This is a genomic window from Methylobacterium sp. Leaf91 (genome assembly GCF_001422815.1).
In the GTDB taxonomy this organism is placed as follows: Bacteria; Pseudomonadota; Alphaproteobacteria; order Rhizobiales; family Beijerinckiaceae; genus Methylobacterium.
Genome location: NZ_LMMP01000010.1, coordinates 54127 through 75604 on the forward strand (window position 1 = coordinate 54127; position 21478 = coordinate 75604).

Below are 21478 nucleotides of genomic sequence, written 5' to 3' on the forward strand. Positions count from 1 at the left end.
TGAAGCAGCGGGCGACGCCTCGATCCGCGGGCAGAGGTCCCCGTCGAACATCGGCGGTCATCCTCAGGCGGGGAGACGGTTCGCGTCGGTTCAGATCGACTCGTAGGCGAAGAGGAGCGTGATCGTGGACAGGCCGATGAGGCCGATGACGAAGCAGATATCGGCGATCCGCTCCAACCGGAGAGCGAAGGGACGGCCATCGTCGAGGCGCATCGAGAGATACGAAGCCGCCGCACTGGCGAGAAACAGGATCGCCGTCAGCGAAACGGCCTCGTCCACATGGCTCGGGCCGATCCGGGCCTCGGCGATCTTCACCAATCCCACCAGCGTCGTGCAGACCCCGATCATCGTTCCCGCAGCGGGCAGGATGTGCCGAGAGAGGGCGCGGGTGCCGTACCCGCCCTTCGGGCTTCGTCCGTTCATGCGGAACTCCGGCGCTTGGAGGGTCGAGACCGCACGATCGCTGTCCCGTCGAGACCTGGGCACGACGACAGCGAAACGGGAAGGCCGGCCGGACATTTCCGGCCGGACGGCGAGCGGTCAGGTCGGGTTCTGCGGATCGATGGTTCCCGCTTCGGTCTCGGTTTCGCCGCCGGGGGCTTCGTCGAAGGCCTGCATCCAAGCTGCGTGATCGTCGCTTCCCTCGGAATAGGGGCAGCTTTCGCGTGTCCTGCCGTAGAGGCGGGCGTTCCGCCCCTTGATGAAAGGGCTGTCGCTTGCGGTGGCACCGTCGCTCATGGTTCGTGTCCCATCCCGGATGTTGCTGGAACCAGGGAAACGCGGCAGCGGCGGTGAGGATCGATTGCGCCGTCACCCTGCGACGAAAAACCCGCCGCGGCGTGAGCCGGGCGGGTGAAGGGAGAGTCTCTTAGCTGAACCATAACGGGCTCGCTCGCGGCAGGTTCCGTCATTCGCCCGGACGAACCGTTTCCCGCGACGCGACGTCCGCAGCTTGCGCGGCGCTCACCGGAATGGCAGTCCCGCCTCTACGTACCGCAACGGGAAGCCACCTTGTCCGCGCAAACGCAGACGATAGCCGGGATCGTCATCTATCATCCCGACCAGGCGAACCTTCTCCGTCTCGTCGGCGTGCTCGCGCCCGACGTTCGGGAAATCGTGATCTATGCGAATTCCGCATTCTCCCAGCAGGACGAGGAAACCCTCCGCGCGGCGGCACACGGGACGGATCTGTCGGTGATGCGCCCCGGCAGCAATCTCGGCCTCGGTGTCGCGTATAACGTACTCCTCGACCACGCCACCAAGCGAGGCGCACCCTTCCTCCTGCTTCTCGATCAGGACAGCCTGCCACCGCCAGGTGCGATCCCACGGCTTGCCGCACTGCACGCACGGCTGGCGACGGCCGGAAAAAAGCCCGCCATCGTCGGGCCTCGCCCGACGGATTGGAGCGGCAAGCCGTTGCGATCCCCGCCCGAACAGGAGGGCGGCAGAGACGAGACGAAGGCGACCCGTGTCCAATTCGTGATTTCGTCAGGTTCCCTCGTGAATTGCGAGGTGGCGCGGGCCGTCGGTTCGTTCCGAGCGGATTTCTTCATCGATGCCATCGATGTGGAATGGTGCATGCGGGCTAACCACCGCGGCTACTCCATTTGGATCGCGGACGATGTTCCGATGGCCCACGAACTCGGCCGCGGACGAATTCGGCTCCCTTTCGGTCTCACGCCGACGGACCAGCCGCCGCGACGGCTCTACACCTTCCTGCGCAACCAACTGGCCATGCTGCGCATGAGCCACGTCCCTCCCGCCCACAAGGCCAGGACGCTGCTGCTCCTACCCCTGCGCATCGTGGTGTATCTCGGGCGAAACCGCTTCTCCAGCGAGGTTCGGACAGCTCTCTGGCGCGGCCTGATCGACGGTGCCTGTGCCAAACTCGGGCCGCCGGAGGCCGCGCTCGCGAGGTCGGCACTTCGGCAGGACAACAGCGCGAAGGCTTTCAAACGGCTCGAATAAGGCCTCCGGGCCGCCATGACGACGGGCGTTTCGCCACCGCATGTCCGGCTGTGTCCAGCGCCGGAAGCATCGGACCGTACTCCGGCCGCTGCATCATTTCAGAATTCGCCCGTCGAGACCACGAACGCTGAAGCCATCGGCCCAGGCGGAGATGGTGAAGCACCGCTCGATTGCATGGTGGAGGGTTGCGTCGAGTTGGCGTTCCTCCGGCTCGAAATCCTCGGGGCGCAGCTGGAGATGCCGCAGCCGCGCGAGTGCCGCCGGCCGAAACCAGAACATGGACCCTTCAAAGAATCCCAGACGGACGGCATCGTCAGGCATGCCCATCCGCCGCACAATGGCCCTGACACGCGCCTCGTTGGCCATCCAATAGGATGGCGCTGCCCGGTAGCTGGCCTTCCAGCCGATGAGACCGGTATCGGGCTTTTCGAACGCAGCCAGCAGCCGAAGAGTCGCATTGCGACCGCCCGCAAGCATGGTGAAGAGAAGCTTGCGTCGAATCTCGCCGTCGAGCAGATGCGGGCTGCGTTTGGTGTGCAGCTTCAGGACCGCGTCGTAAGAGTCGAACGTCCCTGCGTTGAGCAATGTAATGAAAGGGGCGATGTCACGACCCCGATTCTCGCACGGGTGCAGGATCGCCCCGAGAATGCCCCGCAGCAGATGCCGAGCCTGCTCGATCCTTTCGCTCGGAACCGTAAGGTGAAGCGGAGCCCCATCGGGCAGCGTCGCCCAGCAGGCCAGGATCTCGGGCAAGAGATCGAGGTAGTACACGTGCGCGACGACGGCCGTCCGAACGTCGGGATGATGCGCGGGCATGCCGAACCGCGCCACCGCCTGCTGCAGGCGCTGACCAGCCGGCGATACGAAGGCAGCGCCAAGCGTCAGCGCTGCGATCTTCTGGTAGACGTGGCGACGGTAAGCGCGGGAACGCAATCCGAGACGGCCGATGGCCATCAGGCGTGCTGACATGACCATCTGCTGAACCTTGCAAAGCGGGACGCTGGATCACCAAACATGGTCCATATGCTTTCTCATGCCAGGGACGAGACGGCTTCGGCGACGGAGTCCATACATGGCAATCTCGATCGCGACGTGACCTTCGGAACCATCGATGGCAATCGCTTGGCCCTCTCATTACCGGCGCGTCGCTGCCTGATCCACAACGTGGACATGGCATCTTATCCGATCCGGGACGAAGCATTGCGAAGACGGCGGATCAGACCGATCCGCTCGGAATCGTGCCCAGATCAAAAATGAGGGGTAATTGAGGCTACTCTTTCCACTGCTCCCGCCTCAACATGCATGTCCAAGGATCTCATCAGCGTGATGAAGCGCTTTCCGACGCTTTCAAAAGAATAGCGGCTTCGCATCACCACTTTGCCTTCCTCGGAAAGGCGCGACCATAAAAGGGGATCTTCGTGTAGGCGGATAATCGCCCCTGCGATTTCATCCACGTCTCGTCCGACCAAAATACTGCGATCTTCGACCAACCCCATACCTTCCGATGCGATCGGGGTTGCGACGCACGGAAGGCCCGCAGCCAAGCTCATCGCCACCTTACCCTTGATGCCGGCCCCAAAGCGGAGCGGAGCGACCGTCAATCGCGCGTGCGAGAGGATCGGTTCCAGTTCCTGCACGAAGCCCCGCACGAAAATCCCGGAATCGGGATCGGCAAGCTGCCGAACCTCGTGAGTTGCGTTACTGCCGACAATATCTAGTCTCGCATGGGGCAGGGCACGACGAACCTTCGGCCAGATATCCGTCGTCAGCCAAATAGCTCCGTCAATGTTTGGAGTATGCAGAAAGCCCCCCACGAAAAGAACGCCAGATCGCTCCGAGAAATCCGGGCAATCAGATGTAATATTACGAGCAAAAGGAATAATGTGAATTGTAGCTTCTGGCACCAAGCCTGCCAGCATACGCCCCTCTTCTTCGCTCAAAACGATCGTAGCGTCGGCTTCCGACATGCAGCGCAGCTCCGAAACACGACGTTGCGCAGCAGCTCGGGCCTTTTCTTGACATCCTTCTAGGGCCGCTTCCCGCTCCTCGCGAAGGAAATGCAGATCCACCGTGTTAAAAACGATGCGTACATTGGGCGCGCAACGTCTCACATGGGCAAGCAGGCGCTCCGCAACATGGATCCGGTTCAAAATGAAGAGATCGAACTCGCCTGCACGCTCTTGCAATACTTGCTCGGGAGACGAGTCGGTTGGAACCGCAACGTAATCGACATTGCTGTTTTGCATAGCGTCGAGATACAATGGATCGCCGACACGCGCTATGATCGACATGAATGAGACATCGTATCCGATCGCCTGAAACATTTTCAGTTGATGCCACAGATCGAGCGAACCGGAATCCTGGTCCGGCGTGGGAACAGTCCAGTCGATGAAAAGAATGCGCGGCACGCGATTCTGCCGAACCTTAGCTACTTGCCTGGAGGGCGGCACGACTAACATGTGGACGCGACGTCTCGCATTGGCGGTAAGACGACCGATATGGCGGACGGGTGCAGACAGCCGCCATGATGTCGATGTCAAAACCTCTCCGATATGACGCTTCTGCTCGGCTACGATAGCGTAGGTCTGGTCCATTTCGCGGCGCAGATCGGCGATCTGGGTTGTCGTCTCGTCCGCCTGCTCGCGTAACCGACCGATCTCCGCATCCTTGGCTTCTCTCGCGCTTTCCAGATGCTGGATCCGCACATCGCCCCGTGTGTTTCGGTCCTGAAGCCGCTCGACCTCCGTCCGCATGACATCGACCTCTGCGGTCCGTTCCGAGACCACGTCTTCGAGATGCTGGATCACTATCTGAGCTGCGGCAACCTCGCCTTGAAGCCGCGTGATCTCGATATCCCTGATACCAACTTCTCGAGCCAGTGCGACGGCGTGAGTCTGATGGCCTTGCTGCTCGCCAACCCAGGCCATGTCATTCAGCGCGCTAGTGAAAAGCTGCGGCAGAGGCCCATCGGATGCCACGGCGATGAGATAATGCGCGCGCGGAGCGCCCAGTGTGCGGCGGTAGGCTTGCCCGTCGACGGATGAATGCAACTCGAGGTCGGCAGGTGCGCCGCCGTCAAGGCCAATGAAGGAGCCCGCGATGGAATCCTGCTCCAATATCGCGACGTTTTTAAAATGACCTCGAATTAGAGCGTCGAATTGCGGTCGAGTGAGTTCCTTTAGATGAAACTCATTCTCGTGCCCGTCTTCCAAAGTGTAGACATCTTTGTCGGGCGAAGAGATAATCAACAACCCGCCCGCTCGTAGCGCATTCTTCACACCAATCATAAACGCTTGGTGCTCGACGAGATGCTCGATCGTTTCAAAGCTGACAACAACGTCGAAAGATTCGCGGTCCTGTATGTTCGCTGCATCCCCTTTCCGAAACGATAAATTGTCTTTCACGTAGTTTCGTCGTGCGAAGTCGACCGTCGCCTCGTCCAAGTCGACACCGATGACGCTTCGCGCGACCGTGCTTAGCAGCGCAGAGCCGTAACCCTCGCCACAAGCGACGTCGAGAATATCAAGACCGAGGCAAAAGCGCGTAGCGAACAAATAGCGATGATGGTGCTGATGCCGAATCGGTCCGGATATGCTTGACGTGTAACGCTCTCCATTGAAATCGAGCTGCTCCTCCGGTCGCGGAAACTCGAGATCGTCGGCTTGCGGCGAACATGAATTGGTAATGATCATGCCGGTTATCTCAGGTGGCCAAGTAGGGTCTGTCGGAGCGTCCCCCGTAGAACGATGTCGTAGAATACGGCGGCGGAAGGAGCGCTGCCGCGAAGTGCCTGCAAAAGGCAAATTAGGTTGCTCATGCCCTTGCTTTCGAGCGCAGCGATGAAGGCACTGACGCCGTCTACTAAATCTCCGCCAATCAGACGGTTGCCGCCTTCATGCAAGGCGTTCGCCCAGACGGCAGCAATCTCTAAGCGAATATTGTCCAGGTCTTCGGCGATCGTGTTCCGCGGATGCACACGATACTGAATATGCTTAAAACCGCGGTCAACGGCAACGCGCCCCCGGGTGAAGGCTGTCATCAGGAAGTCCAGATCGTGGCAATAGCGAAGGTCGCGGAAGGATCCTGCCCGGCGCCAGAATGATTTTGCGATCACCATATTGGACGTTGTCGCCACCCAGTTCTCGTGGAGAAGCGACAATTGTGGCAATGCATGGGCATCCCGGGCGGCAAGTGCGCGTCTCATCCAATCCGCGGCAACTCCGTGATCTTGGACTCGGTTCTTCTCATCGATGATGTCCGCCTCTCCCACGATCACATCGAGAGTAGGATCCTGTATCATCAAAGCTCGACAGCGGGCCAACTTGGCGGGATTGAAGACATCGTCTGAGTTCAATACGGCAATATAATCGCAACTTGCGATGTCAAACAGCTTATTAATCGTAGCATGCGCACCTATATTCGCTTGCGCAATCGCTCGCCCGCGTGGGAAGTTCCGCATTGCCTTTCGAGCAACCTCAAGCCCCCCATCTGATGAACCGTCATCGAGAAGAATGACCTCATCGGCAGGCGATGTCTGTCGTGCTACACTGTCCAGTGCCGTCTCGATATATTTCTCGTGATTATACAGCGGTATGATGACAGAAATTCGAGCCATTATTGAATATCCGTATCAAACAGAGGAAAGTATTGCGTCTTGTAACGCAGATCGCGAGTGCGCTCCTTAATCCGCCGGGCAGGATTTCCTCCGACGATCGTGTAGGGAGCGACGTCCCGCGTCACGACCGCGCCAGCAGCGACGACTGCTCCCTCTCCAATAGTGACACCTGGCAAGATCGTCGCTCGGGCACCGATCCAGACATGATCTTCAATGGTCACCGCCCCCTCGACGCAGACGAAGTCCGGGTTCTGAGGGTCATGCGTCAGGGTTTGAATCAGCGTATAATGCGATACATTTACATTGTTGCCAATCTTCAACGTAACGCGACCGTCGAGATAGCAGAACCGGTTGATGACGGTGTTCGAACCGATTTGGATCTTGTAGCCGGTGACGAAACAGCCCGAGCAGATCGTCGACGCCGTCCCCATTCGGACGTGACAGAAGCGCCTCAGAAAAGCATGCCTAATCCTGTAGGGCATCCAGTTCATAAACAAATGGTTTGCCAGCCAAAAGGATAAGGCTGGCTTGTAGCGATAGCGGGCGTCGCGGTAAATCCGGCGCAGCTTACGGTCGATACGCAGAGCTATGGACGATTTCCGCGTCACGAGTTTCGGCATTTCCGGGGGCGGAGCCGGAGCCGCCGCAACCACCTCGTCCATGATGGACTGATAGCGCGCGAGCACAGTGTCAAATCCATGCCTCTGGTGCAGCTTTGCGCGACCCCGCAAGCCAGCCATGCTCCACTGCTCGCGGTTGGCTGCAAAATCGAGCATGGCCTGCGCCAAAGGCTCAGCGAGACGATAGCTTTGTGGAGTGTAGGCGAGCCGGTCGAGCTCGGCGGATTCGAGCTTTAGGAAGTCGGGATATTCGGTCGGTAGAAGAATACCGGTGTCGTTGCGCTCTATTACCTCGCCGGCGCCACCAGTGTCGGTCAGAATCATCGGCTTTGCGTAATGCATCGCCTCGTTCATCGCGATGCTCCAGCCTTCGATGAAAGACGGAAGGAGAAAGGCATCGCTTATTCCCATCGGGTCTGCAATGTCCTCGAAGTACCCGGGCATCAAGATGTGTTTGTCGAGTCCCTCGCTCGCAAGGTAGCCCTTCAGCGCCTCCACATGTGGCGCGAAGATCTCGTTGCCTACGCACAACACTCGGATGTCACGACGCGTAGCAAGAACGCGCTTCATCGCGGCAGCGATCAGATAGTGACCCTTGTGCAGGTTGTAGGAGGCAGGATTCAGAAAGACGTAGTCGTCCTTTCCGATCCCGAGCGAGGACCGGTCTAGTTTACTCGCCCGGTCGAGGGGATAGCGGGCGAAGTCGAGACCGTTGGGCACCACGACCACTTTCTCAGGTGCCGCCCCGAGCTTGGCCTGGGCGTATTCTGCGGCTTTCGGGGATACCGCAATGTATTTCGATACATAGCGGTCCCCTGCGCGGAACGCTGCACATGCGGAATCTGGCAGAAATATATAGACGTTATGGATAAAGCAGACGATAGGCACGCCGCAAGCGGCAAGATATGGATACCCAACGTCGGAGAAATGCGCTTGCGCAATTGACGGCTTAAACTCGTCGATCAGGGCTGGATATGCCTCATTCACCCGATCCACGGGCAGTTGGCGAACCGTGACGCCTGCAGCCTGTGCCTCGCGGGCGATGCTCCCCAAGGGACCAGTGGTCACGACCATGAGTTCGTTTCCATCGACTCTGCGGAGGCCGAGCGCGATGTCCAGAACAACTTTCTGAAGGCCACCTTTGTCGAAGGAGGGTACTTCCAGCAGAATTCGAGCCGTCATTTTCGGGAGGTACCTTTGGGGACTTCGCCCTTTTTCTCTAAGCAATCAATTAAGTTGCACAAGCGGTTGCCTTGGAGATTCCAGCTGAAGTTGAAATCATCCACACAGCAGGAACGCTTCTGACAGAGCATGGGTCGCTCAGCCGGCCCCGTCCGCCGCATACGCCGCCAACACCTCGTCCGGCGCGCCTTCCATCATCAGCGTGCCGCCCTTCATCCAGAGCGTGCGGTTGCAGAAGCGCTTGATCGAGGCGTTGTCGTGGGAGGCGAGGAACATGATGCTGGCCTTCTGGATCATGCCGTGGAGCCGCTTCTCGGCGCGTTCCGCGAAAGCGGCGTCGCCGACGCCGATCACTTCGTCGAGGATCAGGATGTCGGGATGAACCGCCGTGCTGACCGCGAAGGCGAGCCGCAGCATCATGCCGCTGGAATAGGTACGGATCGGAAGGGACAGGAACTCGCCGAGTTGGCTGAACTCTTCCACGTCGGGCACAATCGCCTGCGCCTGCTTGTGGTTGAGCCCCAGCATGATGCTACGCATCTCGATATTATCGTAGCCTGAGGCATCCGTATCCATGCCCATGGACAGATCGATCAGGGACGAGATGCGCCCCTCGATGGTGGCGGTCCCCGAGGTCGGCGGATAGACCCGGCTGAGCACCCGCAGGAGCGTCGTCTTGCCGGCGCCGTTGCCGCCGACGAGACCGATCCGGTCGCCATCGCGCGCTTCGAAGCTGACCGCGTTCAGCGCCTTCACCACCTGGACGCTGCTGTCGCGGTCGTTCTGCAGTCCTCCGCCGACAGTGCGACGCAGAATCTCGCTCTTCAGGGCACGGCCGCGCGAATTGTAGACGGCGAGCTCGACGCTCGCCTTGTCGAGGACGATATGAGCCATCCTGCCCTCAGAGCCAGTACACGACGCGGTGCGAATATTTGCCCGAGAATGCCAGGGCGATCAGCCAGCCAATGACCAGCAGGCCGAGCAGGATGAGGTAGGACGTTGCACTCGGCAGATGGCCCAGCAGAGGCTCGCGCATCACGTCCAGCATGCTGGCAAAGGGGTTCAAAATGAGCACGGGATGGTCGACCCGCAATTGAGAAGGCTTGAACACGACCGGCGAGACGAAGAACGCGACTTGTACGACGCTCGCGACGATCTGCGGAATGTCGCGGAACCGCGCCGACAGGATGGCCAGGAGGTAGCCAATCCAGGCCAGGTTGGCGAGCACGAGCAGCAGGCCGGGAACGAACAGCAGGATGTGCCAGTCGATCACCGTGCCGGTGACGAGGAACAGGACCGGCAAAATGATCAGGTTATGGGCGAAGATGAAGAGGTTCCGGGCCATCGTCCGCAACAGGTAGGTGAACCGCGGCAGCGCGACCTGCCGGATGATGCTGTCGTTATCGGTAAAGCTCGAGCAGCTTTCGTTGATGGTCTGCGACATCAACCCCCAGAGCACGAGGCCTGTGCCGAGATGGGGCAGGTAATCGGCCATCGAGGTGCCGAAGAGCGAGGCGTAGATCCCGCCCATGCCGAAGATCATCACGGCCATGCTGAGGGTCAGCCACAGCTGGCCGACGCGCGAGCGGCGATACCGACGGATCACGTCGTTCTTGGCCAGCATCCACCACATGCGCCACGCGCCGAAGCCTCCGACGACGTCGGCGACCCCTCCTGCTACCAAACCCATGCGGCCTCTTTCCCGGAGCCCTGCTCCTGCGGAGCAGCCGATGCCGGCCCTCCCAAAGCACGCGCCTGCGCGCATTGGCAAGTTTTGGGTCGCCGGGGGCAGGAGATCCGGACCGGACGTTGTGCCGGGCCGCGCGAGTCGAAGCGCCTCACCCGACCTGTGCGGCGTCGTCGGCGAGAGCGAGAAGCGTCTGGCGCAACCAGCGATGGGCCGGGTCGTCGTCATAGGAGGCGTGCCACAGCATCGAGATCGCCACCTCGTCGAGGGCCAGCGGCGCCGGGCTGACGGCGAGGCCGAGGGTTCCGGCAAAGAGGGTGGCGAGGCGCTCCTGCATGGTGGTGAGAACGGGCGCGCTCCGCACGAGGAAGGGCACGGCGAGGAAGCGTGGCGTCGTCACCGCAAGGTCGCGGCGAAGGCCGAGGAGGGCGAGAGCGTCGTCCACCACGCCATGCGCCGTTTCCTTCAGGCTGGTGAGCACGTGGGGAAAGCGCAGGTAATCGTCCAGCGAGATCGGCGGAGTGAGCCCGACGAGGTCGGCGTTGAACAGGCAGACGTAGCGGTCCCGGTAGAGCAGCCTCTGCTTATGGTGGGTCTGGCCGTGGCTGAACGTGCCGATGCCGAGATCGACCCTGTCCGCATCGAGTTCCTGCAGGATGCGGATACGGTCGATGGAGCGCAGGAGCAGGCTGATCCCCGGTGCGTGCCGCCGCAGATAGGCCAGGAGCCGCGGGCCGAGCAGCACCTCGGTCGAATCGGGCAGGCCGATGGTGAAGGTGCGCGTTACGCTGCGCGGATCGAACGCCTCGTCGCGCCGGACCAGCGACTGGATCTGGCGCAGCAGGGTACGGACGGGTTCGGCGAGGGCGAGGGCGCGAGGGGTGGCGCGCATCCCCTCCGGTGCCCGGGTGAGGAGTTCGTCGCCGAAGGTGGTGCGGAGCCGGGCGAGGCTGCTGCTCATGGCCGATTGGCCGATGCCGATCCGGGCGGCGGCGCGGGTGACGCTGCGCTCCGCCAGCAAGGCATCGAGGGCCACGAGGAGATTGAGATCGATGCGCGACAGATCGACGTGATCAATAGTCATTATAGATTCTATCTTTTTGATCCATGCTGCAGCGCACAGCATATCCGGTCTCGAAGCAAGGGCGCGCCGCGCCCCGCCCAACGAGCGAGTCCAGATATCATGACCTTTCGCAACCTCATCACCAGCGCCGCCCTCACCAGTGCCCTTCTCGCCGGCCAAGCTTCCGCCGAGACGATCAGGCCCTTGGGTGGGGGCAGCGTCAGCCTCGGCGATCTCTCCGGCGTGGCCTATTATACCGCCGAACCCAAGGGCTACCGGGTCGTCGTGACCCTGGCCCGCACCGAAACCGGCCGCGCCATGCGGTTCGAGACGATTCTGGCTTCTGGCCAGAGCGTGACCCTCTCGACGCCGCAGGAACTCGGTGCCTCGGCCGATTCCATCGAGATCACCCGCTCCGGTGACACGGTCGCGGTGAGCAGGCCCCGGCCCGAGCCGCGACGGGAGGCCGCCGCCCGCGATTGAGGCAACACCAGACGACGATGAGTGTGGCTCATCGTCGTCTGCCCGGGCGATTGCTCGGAAGCGTGCGGGGGCCCTCTTCACGAAGCCTGTCCTGCGGGGCAGAACCGTCCATCATCGGTTGGACTTTCTCCGCGAGGTGGAATTCATGGTGGGACAGGATTCATGGCAGGACTGAAGGACAAGCGCGGCTTTATCGACAAGGACAGGCTCGATCTGTCCGAGCGGCAGGCCGTGGAGCACTGGATGAAACGCTGGGGCGTCACGCGCGATCAATTGATCGCCGCCCACCGCAAAGCGGGCCATATGGTCAAGGACATCGCCGCCGAACTCGGCAAGAAGCGCTGATCGGGCGGATGCCGGCCAGAGGTCGCCGGCACGAGACGCAGCGGGACGGGAAACGTCGGGACCACGAGACGCGTTGAGACGCGGCGACGGGCGAGAGCGGGAGGCGGGCGGGTGCCACTGAAGAGACACGGGCTGCTCCCCTGGGGCGGCATGCTGAACGACCGCCGCTACGCCGTCTCAGAATCCGCCCGCAGCGCCGACCTGCGCGCCCTCAGCGCACCGGACCGTGGCCGTTTCCGCAAGATCGTGAGCTGGAACCTGCTTCGGCGCACGGGTGCCAAGGTCGACAGCATCGTCGAACTCGTCCTACGCGAGCAGCCCGATCTCCTGCTGATGCAGGAGGCCACGAAAGAGATCGCATCGATAAAAGAGCGGCTCGGGGGCGACTATGCCTGGGCTCCGCTGCCCGGCCGTATCCATGGCCTTGCCATGTGGAGCCCGGTGGCCTGGGCCGCGCCTCCGATCGTCATCAAGCTGCCGTCCGGCGCCTTGGTCGACCGCGTCTGCCAGATTCTCGACATGGGGGATTTCGGGGTCGCCAATGTCCATCTCTCGCATGGGCAGGTGCTCAACCGGCGGCAATTGCGGCGGATCGAGCAGAGCCTTCCGGCGCGCGCGGCGGTGATCGGCGATTACAATCTCATCGGTCCGGCCCTGCTGCCGGGTTTTCGCGATGCCGGGCCGCGCATTCCCACGCATGCCATGGTGGACCTCGTGCCCCTGCGCATCGACCGCTGCCTCGTACGCGGCCTCGCCTGCCTCGGGCGTACGGTGCTGCCGCGCGGCGCTTCCGATCACCGGCCCATCGTCGTGCACCTCGCCCCGGCCCCGGCGCAGCCGACGGCGCACGATATCAGAGGTATGGCAGCATTAGTCGCACGGCTGCGTCGCGCAGCCGGACGGGAAGCGACCGCCGCGCCAGTTCTTCGGACGTCAGGCGCGCCTCCATCTTCGTCCGCATGAACCGGTCGAGCCGGTCGGCGAAGGCGCGGTCATAGACCTCGACATTGAGCTCGAAGTTCAGTCGGAAGCTGCGCATGTCCCAGTTCGCACTGCCGACGAAACTCCACTCGCCATCCACCACCAGCAGCTTCGAATGGTCGAAGGGCGGCTCGTCGAGCCAGATCCGCACACCGCTCTCGAGCAGGGGCGCCACATGCGCTCGCGTCGCCCAATCGACGAAACGATGGTTGCTCGCACGAGGGATGATGACGTCGACGCGGATGCCGCGGGTCGCCGCGAGGGCGAGGGTGGTCGATAAAATCTCGCTCGGCAGGAAATAGGGGGTCACCAGCCGGATGCTGTGCTGAGCGCAGCTGATCGCCGACATCACCGCGAACTCGATCTTCTCGATATCGGCATCCGGGCCGGAGGTGACGACGCGCGCCTCGATCTCGCCCGCCGCACCCAGCGGGGGAAACCAGTGCGGACCGTCGAGCTCCTCCCCCATCACGAAGGCCCAGTCGCTGGCGAAGGCCTGGGAGAGCTGTTCGACCACCGGACCTTCGATGCGAAAGTGACTGTCGCGCACGGGGTCGGGCGGCGACGTCGCCACGAGGTTCTCGTCGGCGATGTTGATGCCGCCCGTGAAGGCGATGCGCCCATCGACGATGAGGATCTTCTTGTGGGTGCGCAGGTTCAGGAACGGCATGCGCCAGGGCAGGGCGGAATGCATGAACAGGCCGACCGGTACCCCCGCCCGGCGCAGGCGCCGCGCCATGGCGGGAAAGAAGTAGCCGCTGCCGATCCCGTCGATGAGCACCCGCACTTCGACGCCGCGTTGCCGGGCGGCCAGCATGGCCTCGAAAAAGCGGCCACCGGTGATGTCGTTGCGGAAGATGTAGCTCGACAGGGCGACGCTCCGTTGCGCGCCCTCGATCGCCGCCAGCATCGCCGGATAAGCCTCGTCGCCGTTGCGCAGGGCCTCGAACGCGTTGCCGCCGAGGAGGGGTAGCTGGGTGATCTGCCGGACGGCGCGGTCGAGGGGCCGGAGTTCGTCCGGCACGGTGGCGTCGGGAAGGGCCGGGGCGTTCGCCCGCTGCGACGGCCTTACCCGCAACTGGCGCGCCCGGCGCGAGACCCGGTTCACGCCGAAGATCGCGTAGAGGGCCGTCCCGAAGATCGGCGACAGCCAGGCGAGGCCGATCCAGCCGATGGCGGTGCCGATCTCGCGCTTGCGCAGCAGGGCATGAACAGTGACGAGAAGCGCCAGCACGATGCCGAGGAGGGCCAGCACCTCGGCCCGGATCGACCCGGTCGCCTGCAGCCATCGGTGGAGGAGGTCTTCCAAGGATCACCCCAGCCTGAAAACGGGATCGCGCAACGCGGACCTCTTTAGCCCCGCGCCCGCGGAAAAACCTAGCCTTTGCCCGGCGCGGCGGCAGGCACCGGAGGAAGCGCCTCCGCACGCGAACGCGGTGGCCGCAGGGTCTCGGCGAGCAACTCCACCTGCGTCACGAGGCGGACGAGAGAATCGGGGCGGGGCAGATCCGGATGGGAGGGCAGGGCGCCGCCCTCCTGGGCGAGACGGGCGAGGGTCTCGGTGATCCAGGCGATCCAGGCGCAGCCGATAGGCCCATCGGTGCTGGGGTCGGCGGCATAGCGCAGGGCGGACAGGCGCGCGCCGATCCGGCGCAGGGTCGCATCGGCGACCATCGCGGTCTGGACCTGCGGGTGGCGCCCGGCGCGGGGCTGCTGGAGGGCGCGGGAGAGGGCGGCTTCCAGGGTGTTGAGGGCGAGGCCGCTGGCCCGCGCCGCGGCTTCGGCGGCCCCGCTCCGTTCGGCTTCCGCCCGGTTCGAAAGCACGGTGCGCGCAAAATCGGCATGCGCCTTCACCGCCTTTCGCAGTTCCAGGCGGACCTGATCCGGCTCCCAGACCGGCCATAGCAGCAGGCTGCTCACCACGGCGATGAGGCCGCCGAGCAGAGTGAAGAGCGCGCGCATGCCCGCCACTTCCCAGGAGGCATGGCCGGGCTCCATCACCTCCACGAGCAGCACCACCAGGGGCGTCAGGCAGGCGATGAAGAAGGCATAGCTCACCTGCCGGGCGGCGAAACCGATGATGCTCAAGGGGAAGATCAGGGCCGAGAGCGCCAGGGTCGTCGTGGCGAGGCTGGCGAGGAGGGCGCCGAACAGCCCGCCGAGCACCGTGCCGCCGATCCGCTCCAGCGCCCGCTGCCAGGTAGCGGCGTAGAAGGGCTGCATCGTCAGCACCACCGTGATGGTGAGCCAATGCGTGAACGGCCCCGGCCAGAGCAGGGTTAGGCCGAGAACAGGCGCGGTGACGACGCTGGCGCGGATCGCGTGCCGCAGGTTCGGCGAGGCGAGGGTAAAGTTCGCCTTCAACGGGCCGAGCAGCCGTTGGCGCAGGGGCAAGCTGGCGCTCCCCAATAATGTGCCGCCGGGGCGATACCCTTCCGGCGTCGAGAGCTTGGCCCCGATGCGGACGCGGTCGAGGATGCGCTCGGCCAGCGCCTTGAGAGCCGGGTCGGATGCGAATCCGCGCCCCGCCCGCGCGATCGAGCGCTCGATGCGCGGCAGGTCGAGGACGGTGTCGTCGCGGATCGCCCGCGCGACCACGAGGAGGAGCGGTCTCAGGCGACGCAACAGACGCCGCGTCCGGACCTGCCGATTGGGATTGCGGTCGGCTTCGATCCGGTCGGACAGGGCGATGAGGGCGGCGAAGATCTGCTCCGCGGTCTCCAGCCGGATCAGGGCCTGGGCGGTGCGGTCGGAAACCCTCTCGCGGCTGCGGGCGATGTCGACGATGAGGCTGCGGGCGAGTTCGATCGCTTCCCGCGCGCCGCGGCGATGGGCGCGCGCATGGTCGTCGAACCCGGTCGCATCGGCTTCCTCGGCGGCCGCGAGGTCTTCGAGATCGCCGCTGAGCAGAGCGAGCCTGCGCCAGACCTCGGCGACGGCCCGCTGGGTCGGGCGATAGGGGTTGAGCCGCCAGAGGGCGAGGGCCAAAACCGTCGCCCACAGGCCGCCGGCCAGCACCATCGCACCGGCGATGACGGCCTCGCCGCCGGTGAGCGGACGGTCGAGGGCGAAGGCCAGGACGAGGACGAGGACGTTGCCGGCGGTCTGCTCCTGCACGCCCCAGACGCGGGCATAGGTGCAGCAGAAGATGACGAGGGTGGCGAACGGCACGACCACGGCCGGGCCATGGGGCTGGAGCAGACCGAACAGGCTCCAGATCAGGCTGCCGAGCACCGAGAACACGGCCAGCACCATCAGGCGGGAGCGCACCGGACCGCCGATATCGGCAAAGCAGGTGAGGTTGGCCGCCAGCGCCATGATGAGGAGCGGCGACCACGCCACGAATTCGTGGAGAAGGATGACGGTGCCGAAGGCGCAGGCCGCCCGTATTCCCTCGATGATGCTGAGCCCGCGCGGGTCGAGGGCGACGGGCAGGCGGGCCAGGTTCGATCCCGGCGCGGACAGGGAGCCCCGGCCCATCAGGAAGTCCGCCACGCGCCCACGCCGGAGGCCGCCGGACCTTGGGGCACCCGTCTTGGCCATGGGTTTCGGGGAGAGAGGCAACTGGGGCGCTCCACCGGGCGGCCTGCCCGAAGACGGGCGGTTTAGAGCCGATCGCGGCGGCGCAAAACCCTCGATGGCCGCCTCGCCACCCGGGCCGGCATCCAGCGCATGCCGACCCGGCGGGCTTTCACATGAATCGTATACATTTTTCTCCCGGTGAGCTGGAAGGAGTCCAGTCTGGCCGGTGCTTTGCATGGGGGGACCGGAGACCGGCAAACTTGCCGGACGTGGATCCTCGAGGAAAAGCACAACACGATGAGAGCCTTGGCAGAACGTCTTCGCGTTGGACTCGTGGCCGCGGCGCTGGCCAGCGGCGGCATGATGCCGGCGGCTTGGGCTCAGGGAACGCTGCGGATCGGCATGACCGCATCGGACATTCCGCTCACCACGGGTCAGGCCGACAATGGCGGCGAAGGCATGCGCTTCACCGGCTACACGGTCTACGACGCCCTCATCAATTGGGACCTATCGAGCGCCACCAAGCCCTCGGAACTCGTCCCGGGCCTCGCCTCGTCCTGGGCGGTGGACGCCACTGACAAGACCAAGTGGATCTTCACATTGCGGCCCGGCGTGACCTTTCACGACGGCTCGCCCTTCACCGCGGAATCGGTGGTGTGGAATCTCGACAAGCTCCTGAAGAACGACGCACCGCAATTCGACCCGCGCCAATCGGCGCAAGGGCGCTCGCGCATCCCCGGCGTCGCCAGCTACCGCGTCGTCGATCCGATGACGGTGGAGATCACCACCAAGGCGCCGGACGCGACGCTGCCCTACCAGATCGCCTGGATCATGATGTCCTCGCCGGCGCAGTGGGAGAAGCTGGGCAAGAGCTGGGACGCCTTCGCCAAGACCCCGTCGGGGACCGGCCCGTGGAAGCTGACCCTGTTCGCCCCACGCGAGCGCGCCGAGATGGCACCCAACGCCGAGTATTGGGACAAGGCGCGGGTTCCCAAGCTCGACAAGCTGGTCCTGGTGCCCCTGCCGGAGGCCAATGCCCGCGTGGCGGCCCTGCGCTCGGGTCAGGTCGACTGGATCGAGGCCCCGCCGCCGGACGCTGTCGCCTCGCTCAAGGGGGCGGGGTTCAGCATCGTCACCAATGCCTATCCGCATAACTGGACCTGGCACCTGTCGCGGGCCGAGGGCTCGCCATGGAACGACATCCGCGTGCGCAAGGCCGCCAACCTCGCCGTGGACCGCGAGGGCATGAAGGAGATGCTCAACGGGCTGATGATCCCGGCCGAGGGATTCATGCCGCCGGGCTCCGCTTGGTTCGGCTCGCCGACCTTCAAGCCGACCTACGATCCCGAGGCGGCCAAGAAGCTCCTGGCCGAGGCCGGCTACGGCCCGAACAAGCCCATCGTCACCAAGATCCTGATCGCACCCTCGGGCTCGGGCCAGATGCAACCCCTGCCGATGAACGAGCTGATCCAGCAGAACCTCGCCGATATCGGAATCAAGGTGAATTTCGAAGTCGTCGAGTGGAACGCGCTCATCAACCTGTGGCGGGCCGGCTCGAAGGCCGACGTGTCGCGCGGCGCCACGGGAATGAACTTCTCCTACTTCATCCAGGACCCTTTCACCGGCTTCATCCGCCATCTCCAATGTAATCTGGCCGCCCCCAACGGCACGAACTGGGGCCATTACTGCGACCCCGAGATGGACAAGCTGTTCGACCAGATCCGGACGACCTTCGATCCCGTCGAGCAGATCAAAGTGCTGCAGAAGGTCCACGAGAAATACGTCGACGAGGCGCTATTTCTCATGGTCGCCCACGACACCAACCCGCGCGCCATGAGCTCGAAGGTGAAGGGCTTCGTCCAGGCCCAGAATTGGTACCAGGACTTCTCGCCCATCACCGTGGGGAAGTGAGACGCATCCTCCCTCCCCCTTGTGGGGAGGGACCGAGGGTGGGGGTCGCTCCGCTAGCCTCCGCAGGAAGAGGATCGCCCTGCCACCCCCMCCTCCAACTCCTCCCCACAAGGGGGAGGAGAGCCGCCACACTCGATTGAGGTCCTCCGGATGCTCCCATGCTGAGCTTCATCCTCCGCCGCCTCCTCACCGTCACCCCGGTAGCGCTCGGGGTCAGCATCGTCTGCTTCTCGCTGGTGCATCTGGCAGAGGGCGATCCCCTCAGCTCCATCCTGCCGGTGGACGCCACCCAGGAAACGATCGACGCCATGCGGATCGCCTACGGCTACGATAAGCCGCTGCCGGTCCAGTACGCCCTGTGGCTGTGGAAGGTGCTCCACGGCGATCTCGGCACGTCCATCGCCACTGGCAGGCCGGTCTTGAGTGAGGTCGGTCGCGCCGTCGTCAACAGCCTGATCCTCGCCTCCGTCGCGACCCTGATCGGCTTCACCTTCGGTTGCCTGTTCGGTTTCGTCGCCGGTTATTTCCGCGATTCCGTCCTCGACCGGGCGGCTTCCGCCATCTCGGTCTTCGGTGTGAGCGTGCCGCATTACTGGCTCGGCATGGTCCTGGTGATCGTGTTCTCGGCCCAGCTCGGCTGGCTCCCCTCGACCGGAGCCGGCCCAGACGGATCGGGCAACTGGAAGCCGGATCTCGAGCACCTGCGCTACATCATCCTGCCCGCCATCACGATGTCGGTGATCCCGATGGGCGTCATCGCCCGCACCGTCCGGGCGCTGGTGGGCGACATCCTCTCCCAGGATTTCGTCGGGGCGCTTAGGGCAAAGGGCCTCTCCGAGTTCGGCGTGTTCAAGCACGTGGTGAAGAACGCCGCTCCCACCGCTCTCGCGATCATGGGGCTGCAGCTCGGCTACCTGCTCGGCGGCTCGATCCTGATCGAGACGGTGTTCGCCTGGCCCGGCACCGGCTTCCTCCTCAACGCCGCGATCTTCCAGCGCGACCTGCCGCTGCTGCAGGGCGCCATCCTCGTCCTGGCGATGTTCTTCGTCGCCCTCAACCTCATCGTCGACGTCGTGCAGACGGCGCTCGACCCGCGCATCGAGAGGGGCTGATGGCACTCGGAACCAGTCCGGCCTCATCGGCTATCGACATCGCCGGCGGGGCGCCCCCGCTCACCTCCACGCCAGATGCCTTCGTCGCCTCGCGCGGCTTCTGGGGCAACGTGCTGGCCAAGCTCCTGCGCGATCCCGTGGCGATGACAGCGGCGTGTCTCATCCTCGCCATCGTGGCCATCGCGTTGCTGTCACCCTGGATCACGCCCATGGATCCGTATCGCGGCTCGATGGTGCGGCGGCTGAAGCCCGTTGGCGACGCCACATACATTCTCGGCTCGGACGAGCTCGGGCGCGACATGCTGAGCCGCCTGATGCTGGGCGGGCGCCTCTCCCTGTTCATCGGCGTCACGCCGGTGATCCTCGCCTTCCTCCTCGGTTCCAGCATCGGCATTCTCGCCGGCTATGTCGGCGGCTGGCTGAACACGGTGCTCATGCGCACCGTCGACGTGTTCTTCGCCTTCCCCTCGGTGCTTCTGGCCATCGCGCTCTCGGGTGCGCTGGGAGCGGGCGTGTTCAATTCCATCGTCTCGCTGACCTGCGTGTTCACACCCCAGATCGCCCGCGTGGCCGAGAGCGTGACGACGCAGATCCGCTCACGCGACTATGTCGATGCCGCCCGCCTCTCCGGCGCCTCGACCCTGACGATCCTGCGCGCGCAGGTGCTCGGCAACGTGCTCGGACCGATCTTCGTCTACTCCACCAGCCTCATCAGCGTGTCGATGATCCTGGCCTCGGGCCTCTCCTTCCTCGGCCTCGGCGTGAAGCCGCCGGAGCCCGAATGGGGCCTGATGCTCAACACCCTGCGCACGGCGATCTACGTGAACCCGATGGTCGCGGCACTTCCGGGCCTTGCGATCTTCATCGTCTCGATCTCGTTCAACTTGTTCTCGGACGGCCTGCGTTCGGCAATGGAAGTGAAGTCATGAGCACGCCCATCGCGTCGAGCCCGCTCTCCCCCCGCGACCGCGGCGGCCCGGGCCAGCCACTTCTCACCGTCGAGGGGCTGGTGAAGCATTTCCCGGTCAAGAAGGGGATCGGCGGAAAGAAGGCCGTCGTGCGCGCCGTGGACGGCGTCGATTTCGACATCAAGAAGGGCGAGACCCTGGGGGTCGTCGGCGAATCCGGCTGCGGCAAGTCCAGCACCGCCCGCCTCATCATGGGCCTGACCCAGCACGACAAGGGAGAGATGCTGTTCGATGGCGAGCGCATCGGCAGCCGGGCCCTGCCTCTGCGCGAGTTCCGCGCCCAGGCCCAGATGGTGTTCCAGGACAGCTACTCGTCGCTCAACCCGCGCATGACCATCGAGGGGTCCATCGCCTTCGGCCCACGGGTCCACGGGGTGCCCAAGCGCCAGGCCATCGAGCGGGCGCGCAGCCTGCTCGCCCGCGTCGGCCTGGAACCGGCGCGTTTCGCCGCCCGCTATCCGCACGAACTCTCCGGCGGCCAGCGCCAGCGCGTGAACATCGCCCGCGCCCTGGCACTGGAGCCGCGCCTCGTGGTCCTCGACGAGGCGGTCTCGGCCCTCGACAAGTCGGTGGAGGCGCAGGTTCTGAACCTGCTGATGGACCTCAAGCAGGAATTCGACCTCACCTACCTGTTCATCAGCCACGACCTCAACGTCGTCCGCTTCATCTGCGACCGGGTGGCAGTGATGTATCTCGGGCAGGTGGTGGAGATCGGCCCGGCCGACACCGTGCTGGCCGACCCCGCCCATCCCTATACCAAGGCGCTCCTGTCCTCGATGCCCTCGATGGACCCGGACAACCGCACCACCGTTGCGCCCCTCGCCGGAGACCCGCCCAACCCCATCGACCCGCCGCCGGGATGCCGTTTCAACCCGCGCTGCAGCCTCGTGGAGGATGTCTGCCGGAGCCAGGTTCCGCCCCTCGCCCCGGTCGACCCCGTCCACCGCGTCGCCTGCCTCGCCCGCCAGCCGGGATCCGGCCATTCGGCGGCGCCCGCCCTGTCGGTGGCCGCATGAGCACG

At 64.2% G+C, this 21478-nt stretch carries 20 protein-coding genes; 9 read left to right on the plus strand and 11 right to left on the minus strand.

What is annotated here, in order from left to right:
- Nucleotides 1-90: 90 nt before the first annotated feature.
- A complete protein-coding gene (locus ASF32_RS10005; protein WP_056427239.1) occupies nt 91-423 on the minus strand; it encodes a hypothetical protein in 333 nt (110 codons plus the stop codon).
- A 117-nt stretch (nt 424-540) separates the two neighbouring features.
- Entirely contained in the window at nt 541-738 is a 198-nt protein-coding gene (locus ASF32_RS10010; protein ID WP_056427242.1) for a hypothetical protein, read from the minus strand.
- A gap of 273 nt (nt 739-1011) precedes the next feature.
- On the opposite strand from ASF32_RS10010, the gene ASF32_RS10015 reads away from it, so the two are divergent.
- Nucleotides 1012-1968 (plus strand): glycosyltransferase family 2 protein, encoded by a 957-nt coding sequence (locus tag ASF32_RS10015; RefSeq protein ID WP_056427247.1) that lies wholly within the window; start codon nt 1012-1014, stop codon nt 1966-1968.
- A 93-nt stretch (nt 1969-2061) separates the two neighbouring features.
- Here the strand turns inward: ASF32_RS10015 and ASF32_RS10020 are convergent, their stop codons facing one another.
- Entirely contained in the window at nt 2062-2721 is a 660-nt protein-coding gene (locus tag ASF32_RS10020; protein ID WP_244477998.1) for a rhamnan synthesis F family protein, read from the minus strand.
- Between the two features lie 18 nt (nt 2722-2739).
- Here ASF32_RS10020 and ASF32_RS25735 point away from each other — a divergent pair, with 18 nt between their 5' ends.
- Nucleotides 2740-2934 (plus strand): hypothetical protein, encoded by a 195-nt coding sequence (locus tag ASF32_RS25735; RefSeq protein WP_162239896.1) that lies wholly within the window; start codon nt 2740-2742, stop codon nt 2932-2934.
- A gap of 281 nt (nt 2935-3215) precedes the next feature.
- Here the strand turns inward: ASF32_RS25735 and ASF32_RS10025 are convergent, their stop codons facing one another.
- From ASF32_RS10025 to ASF32_RS10050, 6 genes are all read right to left on the minus strand, one after another.
- Nucleotides 3216-5660 carry a glycosyltransferase gene (locus tag ASF32_RS10025; RefSeq protein WP_056427253.1) on the minus strand — a complete coding sequence of 815 codons (2445 nt, stop codon included), beginning with the start codon at nt 5658-5660 and terminating at the stop codon, nt 3216-3218.
- A gap of 5 nt (nt 5661-5665) precedes the next feature.
- Nucleotides 5666-6583: a glycosyltransferase gene (locus ASF32_RS10030; RefSeq protein WP_056427256.1), complete on the minus strand. Its 918-nt coding sequence runs from the start codon at nt 6581-6583 to the stop codon at nt 5666-5668.
- Nucleotides 6583-8385 (minus strand): glycosyltransferase, encoded by a 1803-nt coding sequence (locus ASF32_RS26960; protein WP_082470174.1) that lies wholly within the window; start codon nt 8383-8385, stop codon nt 6583-6585. Before ASF32_RS26960 ends, ASF32_RS10030 begins: the two co-directional genes overlap by 1 nt.
- A gap of 138 nt (nt 8386-8523) precedes the next feature.
- Nucleotides 8524-9279 (minus strand): ABC transporter ATP-binding protein, encoded by a 756-nt coding sequence (locus ASF32_RS10040; RefSeq protein ID WP_056427259.1) that lies wholly within the window; start codon nt 9277-9279, stop codon nt 8524-8526.
- Between the two features lie 7 nt (nt 9280-9286).
- On the minus strand, nt 9287-10075 hold the full coding sequence (locus ASF32_RS10045) for an ABC transporter permease (RefSeq protein ID WP_156467756.1): 789 nt from the start codon (nt 10073-10075) through the stop codon (nt 9287-9289).
- A 148-nt stretch (nt 10076-10223) separates the two neighbouring features.
- Nucleotides 10224-11156, minus strand: a complete 933-nt coding sequence (locus tag ASF32_RS10050; RefSeq protein ID WP_056427262.1) for a LysR family transcriptional regulator — start codon at nt 11154-11156, stop codon at nt 10224-10226.
- A 99-nt stretch (nt 11157-11255) separates the two neighbouring features.
- Between ASF32_RS10050 and ASF32_RS10055 the strand changes: the two genes are divergently transcribed.
- The 3 genes from ASF32_RS10055 to ASF32_RS10065 all read left to right on the plus strand — a co-directional run bounded on the left by ASF32_RS10055 (nt 11256) and on the right by ASF32_RS10065 (nt 12926).
- The gene (locus tag ASF32_RS10055; RefSeq protein ID WP_056427265.1) at nt 11256-11618 is read left to right on the plus strand and encodes a hypothetical protein; all 363 of its coding nucleotides are present in this window, start codon (nt 11256-11258) and stop codon (nt 11616-11618) included.
- Nucleotides 11619-11780: 162 nt separating this feature from the next.
- Nucleotides 11781-11963, plus strand: a complete 183-nt coding sequence (locus ASF32_RS10060; RefSeq protein ID WP_056427268.1) for a DUF3606 domain-containing protein — start codon at nt 11781-11783, stop codon at nt 11961-11963.
- A 111-nt stretch (nt 11964-12074) separates the two neighbouring features.
- Nucleotides 12075-12926 (plus strand): endonuclease/exonuclease/phosphatase family protein, encoded by an 852-nt coding sequence (locus tag ASF32_RS10065; protein WP_244477999.1) that lies wholly within the window; start codon nt 12075-12077, stop codon nt 12924-12926.
- Here the strand turns inward: ASF32_RS10065 and cls are convergent.
- Together cls and ASF32_RS10075 are read right to left on the minus strand one after the other, a co-directional pair.
- A complete protein-coding gene (cls, locus tag ASF32_RS10070; RefSeq protein WP_056427276.1) occupies nt 12817-14253 on the minus strand; it encodes a cardiolipin synthase in 1437 nt (478 codons plus the stop codon). The two genes, ASF32_RS10065 and cls, sit on opposite strands and share 110 nt — an antisense overlap.
- 68 nt (nt 14254-14321) lie before the next feature.
- Complete coding sequence (locus tag ASF32_RS10075) at nt 14322-16487, minus strand: FUSC family protein (protein WP_244483621.1); 2166 nt, start codon at nt 16485-16487, stop codon at nt 14322-14324.
- A 276-nt stretch (nt 16488-16763) separates the two neighbouring features.
- Here ASF32_RS10075 and ASF32_RS10080 point away from each other — a divergent pair, with 276 nt between their 5' ends.
- From ASF32_RS10080 to ASF32_RS10095, 4 genes are all read left to right on the plus strand, one after another.
- A complete protein-coding gene (locus ASF32_RS10080; protein WP_056427282.1) occupies nt 16764-18377 on the plus strand; it encodes an ABC transporter substrate-binding protein in 1614 nt (537 codons plus the stop codon).
- 158 nt (nt 18378-18535) lie between these two features.
- On the plus strand, nt 18536-19489 hold the full coding sequence (locus tag ASF32_RS10085) for an ABC transporter permease (RefSeq protein ID WP_056427292.1): 954 nt from the start codon (nt 18536-18538) through the stop codon (nt 19487-19489).
- Complete coding sequence (locus tag ASF32_RS10090) at nt 19489-20418, plus strand: ABC transporter permease (protein ID WP_056427295.1); 930 nt, start codon at nt 19489-19491, stop codon at nt 20416-20418. The genes ASF32_RS10085 and ASF32_RS10090 overlap by 1 nt, the downstream gene beginning before the upstream one ends.
- On the plus strand, nt 20415-21473 hold the full coding sequence (locus ASF32_RS10095; protein WP_056427298.1) for an ABC transporter ATP-binding protein: 1059 nt from the start codon (nt 20415-20417) through the stop codon (nt 21471-21473). Before ASF32_RS10090 ends, ASF32_RS10095 begins: the two co-directional genes overlap by 4 nt.
- The last annotated feature ends 5 nt before the right edge of the window (nt 21474-21478 follow it).

Coding starts and splice junctions, on each gene's coding strand:
- ASF32_RS10055 (WP_056427265.1), top strand. CDS start 11,256: ATGACCTTTCGCAACCTCATCACCAGCGCCGCCCTCACCAGTGCCCTT.
- ASF32_RS10040 (WP_056427259.1), bottom strand. CDS start 9,279: ATGGCTCATATCGTCCTCGACAAGGCGAGCGTCGAGCTCGCCGTCTAC.
- ASF32_RS10045 (WP_156467756.1), bottom strand. CDS start 10,075: ATGGGTTTGGTAGCAGGAGGGGTCGCCGACGTCGTCGGAGGCTTCGGC.
- ASF32_RS10095 (WP_056427298.1), top strand. CDS start 20,415: ATGAGCACGCCCATCGCGTCGAGCCCGCTCTCCCCCCGCGACCGCGGC.
- ASF32_RS10050 (WP_056427262.1), bottom strand. CDS start 11,156: ATGACTATTGATCACGTCGATCTGTCGCGCATCGATCTCAATCTCCTC.
- ASF32_RS10060 (WP_056427268.1), top strand. CDS start 11,781: ATGGCAGGACTGAAGGACAAGCGCGGCTTTATCGACAAGGACAGGCTC.
- ASF32_RS10025 (WP_056427253.1), bottom strand. CDS start 5,660: ATGATCATTACCAATTCATGTTCGCCGCAAGCCGACGATCTCGAGTTT.
- ASF32_RS26960 (WP_082470174.1), bottom strand. CDS start 8,385: ATGACGGCTCGAATTCTGCTGGAAGTACCCTCCTTCGACAAAGGTGGC.
- ASF32_RS10005 (WP_056427239.1), bottom strand. CDS start 423: ATGAACGGACGAAGCCCGAAGGGCGGGTACGGCACCCGCGCCCTCTCT.
- ASF32_RS10075 (WP_244483621.1), bottom strand. CDS start 16,487: ATGGCCAAGACGGGTGCCCCAAGGTCCGGCGGCCTCCGGCGTGGGCGC.
- ASF32_RS10090 (WP_056427295.1), top strand. CDS start 19,489: ATGGCACTCGGAACCAGTCCGGCCTCATCGGCTATCGACATCGCCGGC.
- ASF32_RS10080 (WP_056427282.1), top strand. CDS start 16,764: ATGAGAGCCTTGGCAGAACGTCTTCGCGTTGGACTCGTGGCCGCGGCG.
- ASF32_RS10030 (WP_056427256.1), bottom strand. CDS start 6,583: ATGGCTCGAATTTCTGTCATCATACCGCTGTATAATCACGAGAAATAT.
- ASF32_RS10085 (WP_056427292.1), top strand. CDS start 18,536: ATGCTGAGCTTCATCCTCCGCCGCCTCCTCACCGTCACCCCGGTAGCG.
- ASF32_RS10010 (WP_056427242.1), bottom strand. CDS start 738: ATGAGCGACGGTGCCACCGCAAGCGACAGCCCTTTCATCAAGGGGCGG.